Origin of the sequence: Sphaerisporangium sp. NPDC049003 (assembly GCF_043197795.1) — a bacterium.
Lineage (GTDB): Bacteria > Actinomycetota > Actinomycetes > Streptosporangiales > Streptosporangiaceae > Sphaerisporangium.
Genome location: NZ_JBICTU010000012.1, coordinates 13049 through 26647 on the forward strand (window position 1 = coordinate 13049; position 13599 = coordinate 26647).

A 13599-nucleotide genomic window follows, 5' to 3' on the forward strand; every position below is an offset into this window, starting at 1 on the left:
GGGGAGCGTGGGTTCCCCTGCTAGACCGTACGTCAAGAAGACGCTTCCCATCGATGAGCACCTCGCGGTTGGAATTAACCTGGCATTCAAGGGAAACGGGAGCCTTGTATGGAGACCATGAGGATGTTCAGCCCCGCCCTCGCCCGGGACCTCGCGGCCCTCGGCCGCGTCCACGAGGGCACCTCGATGGAGAGCGTGCTGCGGGGCATCACGGGCGCCGTGGCCGTCGGCGTGCCCGGCTGCGCCGGCGGCACGGTCGAGCTGCGCCGCGAGGAGCGGCTCATGCTCTCCGCGTCCCACAGCGACCTGATCGCGCTGGTCGACCGGGAGCAGGCGCTCGGCGAGGGTCCCTCCTCCGAGGCGCTGGCCACGGGCAGGAACGTCGTCGTCACCGATGTGCTGCTCGACCCCCGCTGGCCCCGGTACGCCGCGACGGCCGTCAAGCACGGTGTGCGCTCGATCTTCGTGCTGCCGATCGCCGTCGACGGCGCGACGCTCGTCCTCGGCCTGTACGCGGTGCGGCCGGGCGCGTTCGCCGGCGGCTCGGCCGAGTCGCTCGCCACCCTGCTCACCGAGCAGCTCACGGTGGCCCTGGCCAACATCTCCGACTACGACGACGTGCTCACCGACGCGGCGCAGCTCCAGGAGGCGCTCGCGGGCCGCGCGGTGATCGACCAGGCGAAGGGCATCATCATGCACGCCAGCGGCTGCTCGTCCGAGGCGGCCTTCGACGAGCTGCGCCGCCTGTCGCAGCACCACCAGGTCAAGGTCGCCGACCTGGCCCGCCTGCTGGTCAGCGAGCACCAGAGCAAGCACGGCGGGGCCGCGCCGTCCTGACCGCCTTTCACGATCGGCCGCGCCGTTCAGGCCCTGAAGGCCGCCAGCGCCTCGTCGAGGGTGTCGTACAGCGGGAGGCGCTGGGCGAGGCCGGTCACCCACATGACCTTGGAGTTGGAGTACTGCACTCCGACCAGGGCGAAGTGGCCCTGCGCCGCCATCGTGCGCTGCCAGTGGTGCACGATCAGCCCGAGCGCACGGGAGTCCATGAACGTGACGCCGGCCAGGTCGAGGACCAGATCGGGCCCGTAGTCGTCGGCGATCTCGGCGAGCCGGTCGGTGAACTGCTCCCGCGTGGTCGCGTCGAGGATGCCGGTCACCTTGACCACGGGCACCCCCTCGGCGACCGCCGAAGTAAGGGTCAGGGCCGAATCTGCCCTATCTGGAACGGTCACCACGCGCCTCCTCGCCGCTTCCCTGGCGCATGGCGCCAACCCCATCGGGGGGTCAATCGCAACATTACTGTTGCCTGGGGGGTAGCAATACTCTTGATTTTTAGGGAATACTGGAGCCGAGGTCCAGCAGAGGGCCTCGTCTCGACAGTAGTACGCGAGGCGATGTCGGCTCTGCATGGGCATTGCCGGTTGCGCCTCGCTTGCAAGGCATACGAGGGAGCAGCAATGGCTGCCGAGGACCGCACTTTCCCCCAGACCGACGTCACCGCCGAAGACCTCCTGCGCGAGCTCGTGGAGCCGGGCGTCACCGAGGACCGGCGAGCGCGGCTGCGCGAGATGATCGTCGAGATGCACCTCCCCATGGCCAGGGAGATCTCCCGCCGGTACCTCCACCGGGGCGAGCCCATGGAAGACCTGCTCCAGGCCGCGTACGTGGGCCTGATGAAGGCGATCAACGGATTCGACGCCGAGCTGGGACACAGCTTCAGAGGCTATGCCATGGTGACCATGACCGGCGAAGTGAAGCGGCACTTCCGCGACAGGACCTGGGCCGTCCGGGTCCCGCGCCTCTACCAGGAGCGGCGTTCCGAGCTCAACCGGCTCGTCGCCGACTTCACCCAGGAGCTCGGCAGGTTCCCCACCGTCGCCGAGCTGGCCAAGAGGATGGGCATCTCCGAGGAGGACATGCTCCTCACGATGGACGCCTCCGCCGCGTACAGCACCCTGTCGCTGGACGCCCCGATGGGCGCCGACGACGACGCCGCCGCGCTCGGGGACCTGATCCCGGACGAGGACGACGAGCTGGCCACGCTCGTGGACCGCGAGGCCATCAAGCCCCTGATCGACCAGCTGCCGGAGCGCGAGCGCAACATCCTGCTCCTGCGCTACTACGGCAACATGACCCAGGCCGAGATCGCCGCCGAGTTCGGCATCTCCCAGATGCACGTGTCCCGCATCCTGCGCAAGGTTCTCGACCAGCTCCGGTCGCAGCTGGTCGCCACTTGCTGATTAATCCGCCCCTCCCGGGGCACTCAACCGCCGAACAGAAGTTACGCGGAGGGGGCACTTCCCTCACGAACCGGCAACCCGGGGTATCTTCGTCGGTGTAAATCGGCGGCCCCGGGTGCAGGGTGACCTTTCAAGCTGATCGCTCTTGGAGGCGGTTATCGGGTGAACGAGGACGAAGTCCCTCCTCCCCGCTTCCTCACGGACGGGAGCGGCCCTTCGCCGCTTCCGTCCGGCGCGGCGGTCAGGGAAATGACGTTCTGTGTGGGAGACCTCCCGGACGTCCGAGACTTCGCCGCCCTCCAGGCCCGCCGGGCGGGCATGGTCGAGGGGGACATCGGCGACTACCTGGTCGCCGTCAACGAGGTCGCCACCAACGCCGTGACGCACGGAGCCGCCAAGGCGCGGGTGCGCGTGTGGTGCGAGGGCGGCGACCTCCTGGTCGACGTCCACGACGACGGCCACTGGATCCCCGGCGAGGCGCCGGGCATGATCGCCCCGCACGACTACTCGACCAGCGGGATGGGCCTGTGGGTGGCCAGGCGGCTGACGAAGAAGCTCACCCTCAAAACCGGCGCAAACGGGACGAACGTCGTAATGCGCTTCAAGCTCTGACAAATCTCTGTATGTCGCTCTCCGGTGGGGTACGTCCCGGGGTATGACTCAGCGAATCCCTCGGGTGCTCATCGTGGGAGGCGGCTATGTCGGCATGTTCGTGGCCCTCCGCCTGCAGAGGAAGCTCCGCCGGTACGAGGCCCGCGTGACCGTGGCCGACCTGGACTCCTACATGACCTACCAGCCTTTCCTGCCGGAGGCGGCGGCCGGCAGCGTGGAGCCGAGGCACGTCGTGGTCTTCCTGCGCCGCGTGCTGCCGGGATGCGAGATCCTCAGCGGCAGGGTGACCAGGGTCGACCTGGCCTCGCGCTCGGCCGACTTCGAGCCCTACGAGGGGCCGGGTCGCCGGCTCGAATACGACTATCTCGTGTTCGCGCCCGGTTCGGTCTCCCGTACGCTCCCGATCCCCGGACTCGCCGAGTGCGGAATCGGCTTCAAGACCCTGGAAGAGGCCATCCACCTGCGCAACCACGTGCTCGCCAAGCTCGACCTGGTGGCCTCGACCACCGACGAGCGGGTACGGCGGCGGGCGCTGGCGTTCGTCTTCGTGGGCGGGGGCTTCGCCGGTGTCGAGGCCCTGGCCGAGCTGGAGGACATGGCGACCGAGGCGTGCCGCTACTTCCCCGCCATCAGGCCGTGGGACATGCGCTGGACGCTCGTCGAGGCCAGCGACAAGATCCTTCCCGAGGTCGGCGCCGAGATGGGGGAGTGGACCGCCGAGCAGCTCCGCGGGCGGGGCATCGAGGTCCGGACGAACACCCTGCTCAGATCGGCCGAGAATCACCACATCGTGCTCAGCGACGGCGACGAGTTCGACGCCGACACCCTGGTGTGGACGGCGGGCGTCAGGCCGAACCCGCTGGTCAGGTCCGGCGACCTGCCGCTCGACGCCCACGATCGGGTCAAGGTCGACGCGTGCCTCGTCGTCGAGGGCACATCCTTCGCCTTCGCGGCCGGCGACTGCGCCGCGGTGCCCGACCTCACAAGACCGGGGGAGACGACCCCGGCCAACGCCCAGCACGCCGTGCGGCAGGCCGGGCGGCTGGCCGACAACCTCCTGGCCACCCTGCGCGGCGGGAGGCGCGAGCCGTACGTGCACAGGAGCGCCGGCTCGGTGGCGAGCCTCGGGCTCTACAAGGGCGTCGCCAACATCTACGGGCACAAGGTCCGGGGATTCCCCGCCTGGCTGCTGCACCGGGCGTACCACCTGTCGAAGGTCCCGACGTTCAACAAGAAGACCCGCATCATGGTCGACTGGACGCTGGGCTTCTTCTTCCGGCGCGAGATCGTCTCTCTGGGCGCCATGCAGGACCCCCGCCAGGAGTTCGAGTTCGCCGCCCGCTCCGGCCACCGAGAGGCCCGCGAGCGCCCTCCCGCCCACTCAGGAGCCGCCCGGCTCGGCGGCTAGCCCCGGCACGCGAAAGGGCGCCGCCCCGGCGGGGCGGCGCCCTTTCTCTCAGACCGCGCGACCCGAGGCCCGGTTGGGTCGGCACGGCGTCTTTGGCGCGCTTCCGGCTGAGAAACCCCGTCCGAGCCTTCGCCCGGCTCCAGAGCGGCTCCAGCGCGTCGCGGCCCCCCGGCCGCTCAGCCGTTCGGGGGAGCGCCGCTGATCTCGGAGAGCGGCGAGGAGGGCTCACGCTCCAGCGCCATGTCCCCGAGGGAGACGATGCCGACGGGACGGCCGTGGTCCACGACCGGCACCCGCCGTACGGCCTTCTCCCGCATCAGCCGTATGACCTCGTCGGCGCTCTGGTCGGGCCGTACGGTGACCAGCTCGGAGCTGCACAGCGACCCAAGGGGCGTCGAGTCGGCGTCCCGGGCCTCGGCGACGGCGCGTACGACGATGTCGCGATCGGTGACGACCCCGCACAACCGGTCGTCCTTGGTCACCAGCACGTCGCCGATGGCCTGGTCCCGCATGAGGCGAGCGGCCTTGGAGACCGACGCGTCGGCGGGCAGGCAGATCGGCCGGTGCGTCATGACGTCCCGTACCTTCTGGTTCATCCTGGACACCCCATCTCTGCTTGGTCCGTGTATCTCTGGCTGGTCTTGGCTAGTCTCTGGCGCTCAGCGGCGGGCGCGTCCGCGCCAGCTGTGGCCGCTGACGGTCGAAGTGCCGATGCCGGCCTGGTGCAGGGCCAGCAGGCACAGCCCGAGCGCGATCAGCGCCGTGGTGGAGACGCCGATGCTGGTGCCGATGAGACTGAAGAGAAAGGCGATACCGAAGACGATCGCCGCGGCGATGGCGAGCATCGCTTACCTCACTTCCTGTGAAGCCGGGAGGCTTCCGTGCCCGGCGGTCGAGTAGGAGAGCCCTACGAGCTCTTCGAGCAGGGAGCGGTAGTCGCGCAGAGCCAGCCGGAGCTGCTCGGTGTCACCCTGGTCGCTGTTCTTCCAGCGGTCGACGAGCCCCTGCCTGCGCGAGGTGAGGGCCGTCACGGCCTCCTCGACGAGCTGGTCGGCCCGCTCGACGGCGTCCCGGGGGTCGTCGACGAAACCGGCCTGGACCTCGCGCCAGCGCTGCTGGAAGTCGGCGGATCCGGTGCCCTGCTCCGCGTGGCCGGTCTCGGAGCGATGCGCGTCGTTGTCGTTCACGCTGCCGCTCGTGGCCAGGACGGGCTCCGGCTCCAGGTCGGGAACCCCGGCCGTCAGCCCGCCGTCGTCGTCGGACCGGGTCGGGTAGTCGGCCTCGTCCGGGTACACGATGAGATCAGCCTGCTCGTCCTGCTTCGCCCGCACGGCCTCGGCGTCCGGCTCACCGAAACCCGGGACACGGTCCCGCTCGGAGACACCGTCCGCGAACCCGGTGCCCGCGGGCCCGTCCGGATCCGTGGGCTCGTCCCGCCCGGTCATGCCCCCCGGCTCGGAGAAGTCGTCGCGTCCGGTGAAGTCGTTCCGCCCGGTGAGGTCGTCGCGTTCGGTGAGCTCGTCGTCGTCAGTCAGCTCGTGCCTGCCCCGGTCGTGGTCCGCGTGGTCGTAGGCGGTATCGACCTCACCCGTACGGTCGCCGGCGCGCTCGCCGTCCGTACGGCCGTCCGCCGTGCCGGCGGGGTCAAGGACCTGGCCGGTCTCCGGGTCGCGGAGCGGCTCGCCTGTGGTGTCTCGGCGATAGGATTCCATCGCTGGTCAGCCTCCCTGGGTGTTGCGATGCGAGGTACGGTCCTCGGCCAGTCGAGCGTCGTTCACGGCTGCCCTGTGGTCGCGATCCACGGCCTCACGGCCGTTGACGTCCGCGGTTCCCCTGTAGCCGGGGTCCACGGCCTCACGGCGGTCGGCGGTTCCCCTGTGTGCGGGGTCCACGGCCTCACGGCGGTCAGTGTCGACGGTTCCCCGGCGGTCCGGGGTCATGGTCTCCCGGTCGCCACGGCCGGAGGCGGTGGTGTCTTCCAGCAGCTCCTCGAACAGGGCGCGGTAGTGCACCATGGCCTGTCGCAGCTCCTCGGTCGACGCCTCCTGCCTGGCCGCCCGGCTGCTGATCTCGTGGGCCTTGCGGTAGTGGTCGAGGGTCGGGCCGTGGACGACCGACAGGTCGGACACCTGCTGCTCGAATCCCTCGGTGGGGTAGCCCCGGTCCGCCATGACGGCGGTCACGAGGTGGTCGGCCTCGGTGACGGCGAAGCCGGGAGCGTCGACGAACCGCTCCTGCACCTCGGTCCACTTCTTGGAATAGGTCGATCGGGTCTCCGGAGCAAGCGGCCTGATGTCCAGCTTCGCGTGACGCTGCTCACGTTCGAGCAGCTCCTGCTCCGCCTCGCGACGGTTGTCGCGTTCGCTCACGGTCCGCTCGTACTCGGGGCCGAAGCGCTCTTGGAGCCGGTGCCTGCGCTGTCGCTGCGTCACGAGGTAGCCGACGGCCAAGATCGCCACCACCGCGGCTACAACGACGGCCACCCAGGTGATGGTCATGTCTGCCTCCGGTTATGTGTGCCTTTGTAACCCCCCGACTGCCCGAGATGGAGACCGCAAAACAGACTCGACGCATGCATTAGGTCAAGTGATCAGCCACGCCCCGTAGCCCAGGGGTCCCAGCCGGCAGCCCCTACCCGTCGTCCTCGTCCGCAGGGACGCCTTCCCGCTGGGCGAGCCTGTCCAGCGCGTCGTCCAGTACGGCCCGGATGTGGGAGCCCCCGCCGGCGGGCACCTCGTGGAACCCCTCTTCCGGGCCGTAGGCGATGTCCAGGTCACCGTCGACCAGCCTTTGTGCCCAGCGCAGAGCCGTGTTGATCTTGGTCTGTGGCACGGCGCCGCCCTGGGCGATCGCGGAGAGGTTCCTCAGATTGGTGGCGGGGCCGGTCTGGTTGTGGGCGCGATTCAGTTTCCACGGGATGGCCTTGCTGTGGTCGAGCATCGGCTTGGCGAGGCCCGCGTTCCGCTTCGCCTGCAGAATCCCCGACTCGGTCACCCCGAAGTGCCCGGCCAGCTCCGCGTTGGACCGCCCCTCGGCGACGAGCCGCCGCAGCTCTTCCCGCTCGATGTGCGCCTTCCGCCCCATTAGCCCATCCCACTCTCGAACGTCCCACCAGTCACACAGCCCTATGTTCCCCGCCGCCTGATCATCCGTCATCCCCAGACGTTCCCCCGCCGGCCGCACATCGCGCGGTCCCGTAGGCATTCGTCGCGCGGCGGACGGGCCTCCGCCGCAGGGGCAGCCGTACACACGACCCCTAGATCTGCGCTAAGGTTGTTCTTGCTCGCCTCGGTGAGCAACGGGACGTAGCGCAGCTTGGTAGCGCACTTGACTGGGGGTCAAGGGGTCGCAGGTTCAAATCCTGTCGTCCCGACACTGTTTCGGCAGGTCGGAGCCGTGATCGCGAGGGATGCGATCACGGCTTTCTGTTTCTCGTTGCTCGTTTGTTGCTCGGACGAGACGTCAGTTGCCGACACCCGGCTGCCCGTCATTGCCGCAGGCTGCCGCCTGTTGCGGCGGCTCGAAGCCGATGGGCACGCGGAATGTTCAAATGGCTACTCGCAACTGGCCGTCGACCCGGTCTGATCTACAACGTAAAGGACGTGACTGGATGATCTTCTTTTCCTCCTGATGGCATGGAACAGCAGGGTCGCGGAGAATGGTTCCACCGTGGATCCCGCAGGGGCTTGCGGCGGCCAGCCCGCAGGGTCACGGACGACGGAGGGCCGCCCACCCCAGATTCAAGGTCACCTACACGCCCAAGCACGCCAGCTGGCTTCTCGGTGCTGACCCGCCGCCTGCTCCGTCGTGGCGAGTTCACCTCCCGCGAGGACCTGATGGAGCAGATCGACACGTTCACCATCCGGCACAACGCCAGCGCCCAGCCGTACCGGTGGCGCTATGACGCCCACGCCAACCACGTCCGCTACCTCACCCGGCGCGATCAGGAACAGGCCCGCGCGAGTCCATCGGGAGGCCGTTGAGTCCGCGATCCGCGTCCGGCTCCAGCAGGATCGGCCGGAAGCCCAGCTCAGCGCCGAACCGCAGGAGGTGACCCGCCACCGGGGAGGCGAACACCGCGACGAGCGTCGGCCGCGTCCCCTCCAAGGGCGCGTCGCCGTGGGCGGCGTCGCACGCGGGGTCCTCATCATGGCTGTGGGTCATGACAGCAGTCTCTCAGGTGACGCGAGGGCTGTCCGGCCAGGCGTGGCGCCCGCGCCAAGATCCAATAGATCGGGGCCTCAGCCCTGGATCCGAAGAGCGGGGAGCCGGCCGTGTTCTCGGGGGATCTGGTCGACGGGGACGACGGCCGTAGCTCCTTCGACTTCCCGTCCGGGCTGCTGGACCGGACCGAGTGGGCCCATCTGCTGCTGCGGGGGCTCAAGACACTGAGCGACGGCGACGGCGCGTGAGGCGGGCAGGGGACGGTGCTGATCGCGGAGCGGACGTGGCGGCATAGGGTGTCACCCGGTGCCGCTGTTCAACTAGCAGGAGGCGATGTGTTCGACGCTACGGCGCCGGGCGGGCTGTTGGAGGGGCTGCTGCACGAGGACGTCGCCGTGGCCGAGTTGTTCGACGCCGTCGACGGGGTCGAGCTGTTTCCGCAGGAGGCCGAGGCCGTGGCCAGTGCGGTGGAGAAGCGGCGGCGGGAGTTCGGCTCGGTCCGGCTGTGCGCGCGCCGGGCGCTGGCGCGGATCGGTGTGGCGCCCCGGCCGCTCGTGCCCAGTGGGAGCGGCCCGGAGTGGGCCCGCCGGGCACCGCGCTGGCCCGAGGGCATCGTCGGCAGCATGACCCACTGCGTGAGATACCACGCGGCCGCCGTCGCGCGCGGCGCGTCCATCGCGGCACTCGGCGTGGACGGGGAGCCCAACGAACCCGTCCCCGAGGGCGTGCGCGAGCTGATCACGCTGCCCGAGGAGCGGTCCGTACTCGAGCGGCTCGGCGCCGCCCACCCGGACGTGCACTGGGACCGTCTGCTGTTCAGCGCGAAGGAGAGCGTCTACAAGGCGTGGTTCCCGCTGACCGGGCGCTGGCTGGACTTCGGCCAGTGCGCGATCACGCCCGACCCGGAGCGCGGCACGTTCACCGCGGTCCTGAAGGTGCCCGGGCCGGTGGTGGGCGGGGTGCGCCTGGACTGCTTTGACGGCCGGTGGCGGGTCCGGCACGGGCTGGTGGTGACCGCCGTGGTGATCCCCGCGCCTACCAGTGAGCAGGTCGGCTGAACGCGGGAGGCAGCTCGGTGGCCGCGTCGCCCTTGGCCGCGTTCAGCTGCGCCTGGGTGAGGAACAGGGCGCCGGTGAGGTCGGCGCCGCTCAGGTCGGCATCGCGCAGGTCGGCCCCGATCAGGTCGGCGTCGCGCAGGTCGGCCCCGATCAGGTCGGCGGCGATGAGGAGGGCGCCGCGGAGGCTCGCCCCCCTAAGGTCGGCGCCGGACAGCTTCGCGCCGATCAGATCGGCTCCGCGGTGGTTCTTCTTGCGGCCCGGGACCTGGGCCCGGACGAGCTCGCTGGCCCGCAGCAGCAGCGTGTTGACCTCGCCGCGCAGCGCGTTCACGTCCAGCTCGGTGATCGACTCGGGGCTGCCGCGGGTCAGGCCGTCGATGTGGGCCAGCGCCCGCCGCAGCTCCTTGTGGACGGGGTGGGCCGGTGCGAGGTCGAGGGCCTCGGTGACGTACCAGAGCAGCTCGTGCAGCTGCCGCATGACGGGGAAGACCTCGAACATGGAGCGCGCCGTCTTCGGCGCCTGACGCCAGTCGGTGCCGCCGAAGGTGATCTGGGACACCTTCTGCCCGGCGCCGAAGCAGTCGAAGACGGTGCAGCCGGGGTAGCCTTTGTCGCGCAGCTGTGCGTGGATGCCGCAGCGGAAGTCCGACTGGAGATTCGAGCACGGCTGCCCGGCTGGCTTGTTGACGGCGAAGTCGGCGGAGCGGGCGAAGGGCAGGGCCACGCAGCACAGGCCGAAGCAGTTGGCGCAGTCGGCCTGCAGGTCCTTGCGGTTCTGGGGTGCCCTGCGGTCCTGGGCCGTGTGGTCCTGGCCGGCGGTGGCGCGCTCTCGGCCCTGGCCTGCGGACGCGGCACGCTCGCGGCCCTGCGCTGCGGACGGACGCTTGCGCTCGCGCGCCTGGGACGGGCGCCCCTGCCCGCCGGCGGCAGAAGACCGCTTGGGTTCACCGGCAGAGGAGGGCTGCTTGCGGTCCTCGCCCGCGGAGGGGCGCTTGCGCCCCCCGGAGGAAGAGGGGGCTCCGTGCTGTGGCGACACCGTGCGTGCTCCTGTTGGGCGTCGAGCACCGCATAGCGCGGCGCTCCGAGAAGGCTTTCATTCTCGCAGACGGCGCGCGATGCCCGAGCGGCCGACGGGACCGCGGCCGTCCGGTCTCGGTCGGCCGGCACGCGGTGCCCGTGCGGGCCCAGGCGCCGAGGTCCCGTCGCTCTCAGTCGATGTAGACCGGCGGCTGCCGGTCCTTCCACGGCACCGCCTGTTCCAATTGGGCGGCCACCTGGAGCAGCAGATCCTCTCGCCCGTGGGCGGCGATGAGCTGGACGCCGATGGGCAGGCCCTCCCGGCTCTGCCCCAGCGGGAGGCTGATCGCGGGGTGGCCGGAGACGTTGAAGGCGGCCGTGAAGGGCCCGTGGGCGAAGATGCGGCGCAGCCAGGAGCGTGCGGTCTGGCCGGGGGCGTCGTAGGCCAGCGTGCCGTGCGGTGCCGGAAGGGCGGCCAGTGTCGGGGTGACCAGCAGGTCGTGGTCGAGGAAGAAGCGCCCCACGGGCCGGGTCACGCGGTCCTGGGCCTCCATCGCCGCCAGCACGTCGAGCGCGGTGAACGCCTCGGCCTCGGCGAGCACCGTACGCGACACGGCCTCCAGCGAGGCCGGGTCCGGGCGGCGGGGGGCGCCCCTGAGGACCGCTCCGCCCGTGGAGACGACGCTGAGCATGGCCGCCTCGATGATGTCGTCGGCGTCGATGCCGGGCCGCGCCTCGGTCACCGAGTGCCCGATCCACTCCAGCACCTTGCCGGCGTTCGCCGTGACCTCGGCGACCTGCAGGTCGACAGGGGTGCCGAACCACGGCGTGGTGGCGAGGGCCACCCGCAGTCGGCCGGGGTCGGTGCGCAGCGCCTCGGCGAAGGGGCGCGCGGGTGCCGGCGCCTGGTACTTGTCGCCGACCGGCGGCGCCGAGACCGCGTCCAGCAGATGGGCCGTATCCCGTACGGACCGGGTGAGCCCGAACTCCACGAGCTGCCCGAACGCGGCCTCGCCGGTGAGCGGGCCGCAGGGGGTGCGGCCGCGGCTCGGCTTGAGGCCGACGAGCCCGCAGCAGGACGCGGGCACGCGGATCGACCCGCCGGCGTCGTTGGCGTGGGCCACCGGCACGGCACCGGCGGCGACGAGCGCGGCCGCCCCCCCGCTGGACCCGCCGACGCCCCGGCCTGGGTCCCACGGGTTGCGTGTCACGCCGTACCGCACGGATTCGGTCGCGAAGCTCAGGCCGAACTCGGGCGCGGTGCTCTGGCCCAGCGCCACCAGGCCCGCCGCCCGGAAGCGGGCCATCAGGTCGTGGTCGACGGCGGCCACGGCCCCCTGGATGCTGCGGCTGCCCAGGGTGAACGGAACCCCCCGGGCGAACGGACCGCTGTCCTTGATCACGAAGGGGACTCCTGCGAACGGGCCGTCGGGATCGTGGACGAGGGCCGGTTCGAACAGTGGACGGGTGAGGGCGCCGAGTTCGGGGCCGACCTGGGCCAGGGCGCGCCGGGCGGCGTCCTCGACCTCGGCCGCGGTCACCTCGCGCGCCTGGATGAGGTCGCGCAGGCCGACCGCGTCCAGGGAGGCGTATTCATGCGGTTCCAGCGGTCCCACTCCTCGACTCCGCGGCCGACGTCAGCCTGACCCACTGCGCCGCGCGATCGTGGGCCGGGTATCCCGGCGGGGTCAGCACGTGCTCACGGCCGCGATGTGGTCGCGGATCTCCTGCCGGACCGCGTCGGCGTGGTCGTCAAGGAAGAAGTGGCCGCCGCGGAAGACCCGCATCCGGAAGGACGCCGAGGTGTGCCGCGCCCAGAGCTCGACGTCGGCAACGTCCGCGACGGGGTCGGCGTCTCCGGTCAGCGCGACGATCGGGCAACGCAACGGGAGGGCCGACGGATTGTGGTAGCGCTCGATGGCGCGGTAGTCGCTGCGGATCGTCGGCAGCACCATGCGCAGCAGCGTCTCGTCGGCGAAGACCTCGGCGTTGGCGGCGTTGAGCTTCTTGAGCTCGGCAACCAGTTCCGCATCGGTGGCGAGGTGCACGCGCTGGTCGCGGCGGAGCGAGGGCGCGCGCCGCCCCGATGCGAACAGCCCGAGCGGCACCACCCCGCGGCGCTCCAGGCGGAGCGCGACCTCGAACGCCACGGCGGCCCCCATGCTGTGGCCGAGAAGGACCAGCGGGCGGTCGGACCAGGGAACCAGCTCGTCGACGAGCCGGTCGGCGAGTGTGGGTATGTCCTCGATGCACGGTTCGCCGAGGCGGTCCTGCCGCCCGGGGTACTGGATCGCCAGCACGTCCGCGTCCGGCGACATCGCCTGGGAGAGCGAGTGGTAGTACGTGGCGGCACCGCCGGCGTGCGGGAAGCAGACCAGGCGGACGGGGGCTTCGGGCGCCGGGTGGAACCGCCGGATCCAGGCGCTCCTCATCGACGGTTCGGCCACGGTCTGTTCCCCTTCGTCGTGCGAGAGCCGCCCTGACGGGCCTTCAACCACGGGGCTCGCGCCCGCGAAGGCATGTTTGCGGCGACGGTCACCTTAGAGGGTATGCGGGGGGAGCGCCGCCCCCGGGGGCACAGGGCGACCCGCAAAGTCGTTTCCGCAGGTAGATCAGGTAATAGGTGAGGTGTTCGGCTGCGTCACGAATGGTCGTGAGCCGGTGGATGATCCGCCAATCCGGGACCCGGAAGATCGCCGCGACCATCCGCAAGCTCAAGCACGACCCGCACCACCTCATGGCCGTCCTAGGGCTGGAATTTCACCCGAATAGAGGCTTGACCTGCGATGAAGACTATGCGAGTCACCCTGCCCGGGGGCATGGTTTGACTAAGTGATCTCCGGGTGAAATAGTCGCAAAGCCGTCAACGGCAGGAAATGCGTTCACCCTCACGGTGGACATATTTCATGTCCAGGTGGTTTCACCTTCGGCGGCGAGAAAGATAGTCGTTTGGTGTGTCCGGGACGGTCTGGCACGCGGGGGAACGGACCATCTCATCATGCTTTGGCAGCGCCATGCAGTCATTCGCCGTGCGGACGCGTCCGACCTCACCCGGCTCATTGAACTCGAGGAGCTGTGCTGGCCCGAGGGATTGCGGGTT

Annotated in this window: 17 protein-coding genes and 1 tRNA gene; 8 read left to right on the top strand and 10 right to left on the bottom strand. The window is 70.4% G+C overall.

What is annotated here, in order from left to right:
* Positions 1-108: 108 nt before the first annotated feature.
* Entirely contained in the window at positions 109-837 is a 729-nt protein-coding gene (locus tag ACGFIV_RS15030; RefSeq protein ID WP_392835130.1) for a GAF and ANTAR domain-containing protein, read from the top strand.
* A gap of 26 nt (positions 838-863) precedes the next feature.
* On the opposite strand, the gene ACGFIV_RS15035 is transcribed toward ACGFIV_RS15030, so the two are convergent.
* Entirely contained in the window at positions 864-1232 is a 369-nt protein-coding gene (locus ACGFIV_RS15035) for an STAS domain-containing protein (RefSeq protein ID WP_358551147.1), read from the bottom strand.
* A gap of 225 nt (positions 1233-1457) precedes the next feature.
* Here ACGFIV_RS15035 and ACGFIV_RS15040 point away from each other — a divergent pair, with 225 nt between their 5' ends.
* From ACGFIV_RS15040 to ACGFIV_RS15050, 3 genes are all read left to right on the top strand, one after another.
* Complete coding sequence (locus tag ACGFIV_RS15040; protein WP_358551149.1) at positions 1458-2240, top strand: SigB/SigF/SigG family RNA polymerase sigma factor; 783 nt, start codon at positions 1458-1460, stop codon at positions 2238-2240.
* 162 nt (positions 2241-2402) lie between these two features.
* Positions 2403-2852: an ATP-binding protein gene (locus ACGFIV_RS15045; RefSeq protein ID WP_392835134.1), complete on the top strand. Its 450-nt coding sequence runs from the start codon at positions 2403-2405 to the stop codon at positions 2850-2852.
* A gap of 43 nt (positions 2853-2895) precedes the next feature.
* Positions 2896-4260, top strand: coding sequence for an NAD(P)/FAD-dependent oxidoreductase (locus ACGFIV_RS15050; RefSeq protein ID WP_392835136.1), 1365 nt, complete (start codon positions 2896-2898; stop codon positions 4258-4260).
* 176 nt (positions 4261-4436) lie between these two features.
* On the opposite strand, the gene ACGFIV_RS15055 is transcribed toward ACGFIV_RS15050, so the two are convergent.
* From ACGFIV_RS15055 to ACGFIV_RS15075, 5 genes are all read right to left on the bottom strand, one after another.
* The gene (locus tag ACGFIV_RS15055; protein WP_358551155.1) at positions 4437-4856 is read right to left on the bottom strand and encodes a CBS domain-containing protein; all 420 of its coding nucleotides are present in this window, start codon (positions 4854-4856) and stop codon (positions 4437-4439) included.
* 63 nt (positions 4857-4919) lie between these two features.
* Positions 4920-5105 (bottom strand): hypothetical protein, encoded by a 186-nt coding sequence (locus ACGFIV_RS15060; protein WP_358551157.1) that lies wholly within the window; start codon positions 5103-5105, stop codon positions 4920-4922.
* Between the two features lie 3 nt (positions 5106-5108).
* Positions 5109-5972 (bottom strand): hypothetical protein, encoded by an 864-nt coding sequence (locus ACGFIV_RS15065; RefSeq protein WP_392835140.1) that lies wholly within the window; start codon positions 5970-5972, stop codon positions 5109-5111.
* 6 nt (positions 5973-5978) lie between these two features.
* The gene (locus tag ACGFIV_RS15070) at positions 5979-6758 is read right to left on the bottom strand and encodes a hypothetical protein (protein WP_358551161.1); all 780 of its coding nucleotides are present in this window, start codon (positions 6756-6758) and stop codon (positions 5979-5981) included.
* A gap of 133 nt (positions 6759-6891) precedes the next feature.
* The gene (locus tag ACGFIV_RS15075; protein WP_358551163.1) at positions 6892-7344 is read right to left on the bottom strand and encodes a hypothetical protein; all 453 of its coding nucleotides are present in this window, start codon (positions 7342-7344) and stop codon (positions 6892-6894) included.
* A gap of 215 nt (positions 7345-7559) precedes the next feature.
* Here ACGFIV_RS15075 and ACGFIV_RS15080 point away from each other — a divergent pair.
* Together ACGFIV_RS15080 and ACGFIV_RS15085 are read left to right on the top strand one after the other, a co-directional pair.
* Positions 7560-7633: transfer RNA gene (locus tag ACGFIV_RS15080), tRNA-Pro, on the top strand.
* A gap of 23 nt (positions 7634-7656) precedes the next feature.
* Positions 7657-7845: a hypothetical protein gene (locus ACGFIV_RS15085; RefSeq protein WP_392835144.1), complete on the top strand. Its 189-nt coding sequence runs from the start codon at positions 7657-7659 to the stop codon at positions 7843-7845.
* A gap of 345 nt (positions 7846-8190) precedes the next feature.
* Here ACGFIV_RS15085 and ACGFIV_RS15090 read toward each other — a convergent pair whose 3' ends face one another.
* Positions 8191-8424: a hypothetical protein gene (locus tag ACGFIV_RS15090; RefSeq protein WP_392835147.1), complete on the bottom strand. Its 234-nt coding sequence runs from the start codon at positions 8422-8424 to the stop codon at positions 8191-8193.
* Positions 8425-8534: 110 nt separating this feature from the next.
* On the opposite strand from ACGFIV_RS15090, the gene ACGFIV_RS15095 reads away from it, so the two are divergent.
* Together ACGFIV_RS15095 and ACGFIV_RS15100 are read left to right on the top strand one after the other, a co-directional pair.
* Positions 8535-8672 (top strand): hypothetical protein, encoded by a 138-nt coding sequence (locus ACGFIV_RS15095; RefSeq protein WP_392835150.1) that lies wholly within the window; start codon positions 8535-8537, stop codon positions 8670-8672.
* A gap of 87 nt (positions 8673-8759) precedes the next feature.
* Positions 8760-9482, top strand: a complete 723-nt coding sequence (locus ACGFIV_RS15100; protein ID WP_392835152.1) for a 4'-phosphopantetheinyl transferase — start codon at positions 8760-8762, stop codon at positions 9480-9482.
* Here the strand turns inward: ACGFIV_RS15100 and ACGFIV_RS15105 are convergent.
* The 3 genes from ACGFIV_RS15105 to ACGFIV_RS15115 all read right to left on the bottom strand — a co-directional run bounded on the left by ACGFIV_RS15105 (position 9460) and on the right by ACGFIV_RS15115 (position 12946).
* Positions 9460-10245: a pentapeptide repeat-containing protein gene (locus tag ACGFIV_RS15105; RefSeq protein WP_392835361.1), complete on the bottom strand. Its 786-nt coding sequence runs from the start codon at positions 10243-10245 to the stop codon at positions 9460-9462. The genes ACGFIV_RS15100 and ACGFIV_RS15105 overlap by 23 nt on opposite strands.
* A 445-nt stretch (positions 10246-10690) precedes the next feature.
* On the bottom strand, positions 10691-12115 hold the full coding sequence (locus ACGFIV_RS15110) for an amidase (RefSeq protein WP_392835155.1): 1425 nt from the start codon (positions 12113-12115) through the stop codon (positions 10691-10693).
* A gap of 72 nt (positions 12116-12187) precedes the next feature.
* Complete coding sequence (locus tag ACGFIV_RS15115) at positions 12188-12946, bottom strand: thioesterase II family protein (protein WP_392835158.1); 759 nt, start codon at positions 12944-12946, stop codon at positions 12188-12190.
* Positions 12947-13599: the final 653 nt, after the last annotated feature.

Bases quoted from the DNA above. Each gene is read 5' to 3' on its own strand.
- ACGFIV_RS15090 (WP_392835147.1), bottom strand. From the start codon at position 8,424: ATGACCCACAGCCATGATGAGGACCCCGCGTGCGACGCCGCCCACGGC.
- ACGFIV_RS15070 (WP_358551161.1), bottom strand. From the start codon at position 6,758: ATGACCATCACCTGGGTGGCCGTCGTTGTAGCCGCGGTGGTGGCGATC.
- ACGFIV_RS15065 (WP_392835140.1), bottom strand. From the start codon at position 5,972: ATGGAATCCTATCGCCGAGACACCACAGGCGAGCCGCTCCGCGACCCG.
- ACGFIV_RS15060 (WP_358551157.1), bottom strand. From the start codon at position 5,105: ATGCTCGCCATCGCCGCGGCGATCGTCTTCGGTATCGCCTTTCTCTTC.
- ACGFIV_RS15055 (WP_358551155.1), bottom strand. From the start codon at position 4,856: ATGAACCAGAAGGTACGGGACGTCATGACGCACCGGCCGATCTGCCTG.
- ACGFIV_RS15050 (WP_392835136.1), top strand. From the start codon at position 2,896: ATGACTCAGCGAATCCCTCGGGTGCTCATCGTGGGAGGCGGCTATGTC.
- ACGFIV_RS15075 (WP_358551163.1), bottom strand. From the start codon at position 7,344: ATGGGGCGGAAGGCGCACATCGAGCGGGAAGAGCTGCGGCGGCTCGTC.
- ACGFIV_RS15030 (WP_392835130.1), top strand. From the start codon at position 109: ATGGAGACCATGAGGATGTTCAGCCCCGCCCTCGCCCGGGACCTCGCG.
- ACGFIV_RS15040 (WP_358551149.1), top strand. From the start codon at position 1,458: ATGGCTGCCGAGGACCGCACTTTCCCCCAGACCGACGTCACCGCCGAA.